This window comes from Corynebacterium sp. 401_CJEI, assembly GCF_001076435.1.
In the GTDB taxonomy this organism is placed as follows: Bacteria; Actinomycetota; Actinomycetes; order Mycobacteriales; family Mycobacteriaceae; genus Corynebacterium; species Corynebacterium jeikeium_D.
In genome coordinates this window covers 1-4480 of sequence record NZ_JVIP01000032.1, presented here as the reverse complement: position 1 = coordinate 4480, position 4480 = coordinate 1, and the positions used below count along the sequence as shown (strand labels likewise).

Below are 4480 nucleotides of genomic sequence, written 5' to 3'. Positions count from 1 at the left end.
TACACCGTGGTTGTGCACACCCCAGCCTGCGCGGCAATCTCGGCAACACTATATGAGCCGGCCATAAGCATCTCGTAGATCACGCGATGCTTATGCATCATCGAGACCTTCGGGTAGTGCGATTGGTGCTGGATCTCAATTCCGGCTTGTCGCGCCCACCGCCTGACAGTTGGTGAGGGTATCCCTAACTCACGTCCAACTGCGCTTGCTGATGCCCCGTTGGCGATGTGTTGAAGCGCAATCGGTTTGATGGCACTGTATTTCGTTCGGCGGGTTTGCTTCACTACTTCTCCTGGTCGAAAGTGGTGATGCATTCACCGCCTGAACCTACCTGCTCAAAGTGTCATAAACCTAGTCAGTAACTTGCGGTCGGGAACGGTTTGCAACCTCTATAGGTTGTCGTCGTCGACCCAGGCCTGCACCCCACGGGGCTGCTGAGGTTGTTGCGGTTGTTGCGGTTGTTGCGGCTGCTGTGGTGTTTGTTGCGCTTGCTGTTGGCGGGCCTGGGCAACTGGATCCTGCCACGTTCCCGGCTGCTGGGCTGGCTGCGGGGCTGGCTGCTGCGTCGGAGCCGGCTGCACTGGCTGGCTCGTATTGGACTGCTGGTACTGCTGACCCGCAGCCCCAGCCGCTCCTGCGGCTCCTGCGGCTCCGGCTGAGCCAGTTCCGCCACCACCCGCTGCGGGCTTACCGGAGAGCATGTCCAGGTAGGTGTCATCTCCGTCGAAAAGCGTCCTGGTGATGGCGGTCTTCGGGTTGAGACGACGGAGATCGTTGAGCTCCTGCAGCGGCTTGCGAAGATCGTCGAAGTCTTCACCGAACTCGTCCGAGAGGTTATCGCGTGCGTCATTGATTGCGGTGCGCGCAGCCAGAAGCAATGCGCGGACGTCCTCAATTACCTTCGGCAACCGCTCAGGTCCGATGAGAATTAGTCCGAGGATAAAGAGGACAAGAATCTCGCCCCAGCCAACATTAGAAAACACGTTATACCACCTTAGTTACAGTGCACCTCGCATGCAGCATTGCGCGGCCAAATCCACCAAATCTGCCAAATCCGCAGAAACCAGCCGAAACCGGCCGAAACCAGCGCCCCCTACTCCGGCGTGATCTTCGCCTCCAGCTCGGCTCCGTGGCGAACGATCTTCAATACCGCCTCATTACCAGCGCCAACAGTCCACAGCGCCACCGTGAGCTCATCTGCGGACGATACCGCGCGGTCTCCCACAGCCGTAATCACATCGCCTTCCTGCAGGCCTTCCCGGTCGGCAACGCCTCCCGGCAGGATGCTGGCAATCTCGGCACCAGTCAGTGCGCCATTGGAAACCGTGCGCGCTGTCACGCCAATCCCCGGATGAACCGGCTGCTCACCGGCGATGAGCTGCTCAGCGATGGCAACGGCTGAATTGATCGGAATCGCAAAGCCCAACCCCTGCGAGCCACCCGAACTACTGAAAATCACCGTATTAATACCGATAATGGCACCGCGAATATCCACCAGCGGACCACCCGAGTTACCCGGGTTGATGGAGGCATCGGTCTGAATCGCATCGGCGTAACCGTCCGTGTCGGTCCCCTCAGCAGCCAGGCGCACCGGGCGATTGAGCGCCGAGACAATGCCCGAGGTCACCGTGCCGCCCAGCCCCTGCGGCGAGCCCATCGCAATCACTGTGTCACCGACCGAAACCGCGTTGGAATCACCAAGTTGCGCCACAGTCAGCCCCGCAACATCTTCGACCTTAATTACGGCGAGGTCGGTCTTCGGGTCGCGGCCAATAATCTTGGCCGGCACTTCCTTCAGCTTGCCGCCGTCCCAAAACGTTACGAAGACCTGCATATCCTGCCGGTCCGCCACCGCCGAAACGACGTGGTTATTCGTCAAAATATGACCGTCACCATCAATGACAAACCCCGAGCCCACGCCCGAGACCTCACCGGCACTGACCGCAATCGACACCACCGCGGGACGAAGAGCCTCCGCCACCTTGCCGATTTCAGTCAAATCACCGTTGCCCGGCCGCCCCTCGATCTGCTGCAGCTCCACACGCTGGTAGTCCGAGCGGAAAGACTTGCCAGCCCAACCGCCAACAAAGCCGCCTACACCGCCAATCAGCAGCACCACGGCCGATGACGCCGCAATCACACGCCACGGCACCTCGCGGCCAAAAATCACTTCCCGCGCGCTGACGCGGGGAGCCGTCTTCGGGCGAGGCTTCTTTTTCGCTTCGGGTTTGCGGGCTGGACGCCCCGTCGTCATGCGTGACGACGAATCCTGCCACGGCGAATACTCTTGGGCGGTGGCACTGGTGTCGTCGTCAAGCTTCTGCCCTGGAGCACGCTGTAACCCGCCAGTTGCGGCGGCACGATCGGAGTCCGGGGCAAACGCGGAATCATCGAAAGAGCGATGTTTGCCCACTAGTGACTACCACCTTTACGAAAACCGCGAACAATCTGCTCCAACGCGGCACTCAGCGACTCCGGCGGACGGTGCGCGAGATGCCGCGCCGACCGATGGGGCTCTGAGTCCTCGCAACTGCCTGCGAAATCAGCAATACGAGCGCGCAGCTCAGCTGGAATGTGCAAGGGCGCGCTATCACGCAGACGCTTGGCCGCCTGCCGCTGCTTCGCGACCTCCCGGCGACATTCCGGGCATGCCATCAGGTGCGCCTGCGCACGACGCTCAGCTACGACCGACAACTCGCCGTCAACAAAAGCGGCAATTGCCTCGGTGCCGAGATGCTCCGTTGACAAAAAACGCTTGTCATCGCCCTGCTGAATCACAGACTGCAGCACCTCCAGAAATCGCACCTATTTAACTAGCCCCACAATAGCCGCTCCCGCGGATTGAGTGCGGGAAATCTAGCCTGCGGTGACCGACTCCGGCAGCTCCTGTCGTTCCTTCTCCAGGCGCTCCAACGTCGCCCGCAAGCTGGAACGTGCCCGGTGAATACGCGAACGCACAGTGCCCATCTTGAGCCCAAGGGTGCTGGCAATTTCCTCGTAGGTCAGCCCCACCACATCACAGAGGACAACCACCGCGCGATAATCCGGCTGCAGCTCAGCCAGCGCGATTTCCAAATCCGGGTCGAGCATCGCGTCATCGACGGCCTGCTCCGGCGTCTTCAGCGTGCCCGGGACACGGTCGTAGTTCTCCGGCAACGCCTCCATCCGGATGACCTGCCGATGCCGGACCATATCCAAAAACAGGTTAGTGGTAATCCGATGCAGCCAGCCTTCAAAAGTGCCGGGACGGTATGACTTCAGCGAGCGGAACACACGCATGAATGTCTCCTGCGTCAGGTCTTCCGCGTCCTGCTGGTTACCAGTCAACCGATATGCGAGCCCGTAAACACTATCCGCGTGGGCCTGGACAAGTTCCGACCACGACGGCATCTCCCCCACACCTGCGTCAAAAGCCGCGGTGCCGGACAGTTGCTCAGTTACGTCAGCGGACGCGGCGTCCTCGCGGCTGGCGCCTGCGCTGACTCGTTCGGACTTGACTCGTTCGGGCATGAGGTTCAGTGTTCCTTACCAACCTTAGGTTTGTAGTGACCTTACCCTGAAAATAGTTTGAGAGTCCAGACAAACTTGAGGCTTGTTTACCCACCTAGTCCGGCACTGACCGGCGCGCCCCGCTGCCCTGCCCGAAGTTTTTTCCTACGCTATAAAGCGTGTCCGAAACGAGTTCTTCTGCTACCCCGCTATCCGCACGTGACGCTATTGCACAGCACGTCAACAACACGACCGTAGTCTCCGAGGCCCTTGAAAGCGCCCGAGAGAGCGCTCGCGAATACGGAGTTGCCGTCCCCGATACGATGACCGGCGCCGCTTTGACCTCGCTCATGGCTCTGACCAGTGCCCGCCGCGACGGTCACCCCGCCGCTGTCATCGCATCGCCTGCGGCAGGCGTAGTCGGTTTGCACCTGGCCGCCGGTCTCGGCGATGACGGCGTTCTCACCTGCATCGACCCGGAGCTCGAGCACCAGTCTCTGGCAAAGTCCGCTTTCCGAGCCGCAGGCATCCGCCCCAACCGACAGCGCTTCCTGCCCTCGCAGCCACTGGAGGTCATGGATCGTTTGGCCGCCGACTCCTACGACTTGGTCTACTTGGACGTCGCCCCGGCGATCCTCCGCGCCGCCCAGGAAAAGGCCTGGCCGCTGCTTCGCTCCGGCGGCGCGCTCGTCCTGACCGGCGCGCTCCTCGACGGCACTGTTGCTGACTCGTCACGCACTGACCGTGACACCGTCGCTGCCCGCGAAGCCGACGAATACATGCTCCAGCTTGACGACGCTTACGTGATGCGCCTCCCCCTAGCAGCCGGCACCACTGTGCTGGTGAAGAAGTAGTTTTCTACTGTTGGCCGGCCGGCTGGCGGCGGTGGGCCACTGCGACTTACTGACTGCGTTTATGGCTCGCGGCGGCGGGCCAATGCGAGTTACTGACTGCGTTTATGACAAAAATGGCCCGAAAAATGGCTTGAAAG

The 4480-nt window shown here is 61.0% G+C and carries 6 protein-coding genes; 1 reads left to right on the top strand and 5 read right to left on the bottom strand.

Annotation, left to right across the window (positions count from 1 at the left end; genetic code table 11):
• From ADM64_RS10800 to sigE, 5 genes are all read right to left on the bottom strand, one after another.
• The coding region (locus ADM64_RS10800; RefSeq protein ID WP_241486319.1) for a helix-turn-helix domain-containing protein at positions 1–314 on the bottom strand (314 nt) is incomplete at its 3' end.
• Between the two features lie 75 nt (positions 315–389).
• Positions 390–983, bottom strand: a complete 594-nt coding sequence (gene tatB, locus ADM64_RS07135; protein WP_049193707.1) for a Sec-independent protein translocase protein TatB — start codon at positions 981–983, stop codon at positions 390–392.
• Between the two features lie 110 nt (positions 984–1093).
• Positions 1094–2413 (bottom strand): S1C family serine protease, encoded by a 1320-nt coding sequence (locus ADM64_RS07130; RefSeq protein WP_049193705.1) that lies wholly within the window; start codon positions 2411–2413, stop codon positions 1094–1096.
• A complete protein-coding gene (locus tag ADM64_RS10660; protein WP_052317810.1) occupies positions 2413–2805 on the bottom strand; it encodes an anti-sigma factor family protein in 393 nt (130 codons plus the stop codon). Before ADM64_RS10660 ends, ADM64_RS07130 begins: the two co-directional genes overlap by 1 nt.
• Before the next feature lie 51 nt (positions 2806–2856).
• Positions 2857–3510, bottom strand: coding sequence for an RNA polymerase sigma factor SigE (sigE, locus tag ADM64_RS07120; RefSeq protein WP_049193704.1), 654 nt, complete (start codon positions 3508–3510; stop codon positions 2857–2859).
• Positions 3511–3668: 158 nt separating this feature from the next.
• Here sigE and ADM64_RS07115 point away from each other — a divergent pair, with 158 nt between their 5' ends.
• Positions 3669–4343, top strand: a complete 675-nt coding sequence (locus ADM64_RS07115) for an O-methyltransferase (protein ID WP_049193703.1) — start codon at positions 3669–3671, stop codon at positions 4341–4343.
• Positions 4344–4480: the final 137 nt, after the last annotated feature.

Bases quoted from the DNA above. Each gene is read 5' to 3' on its own strand.
- sigE (WP_049193704.1), bottom strand. From the start codon at position 3,510: ATGCCCGAACGAGTCAAGTCCGAACGAGTCAGCGCAGGCGCCAGCCGC.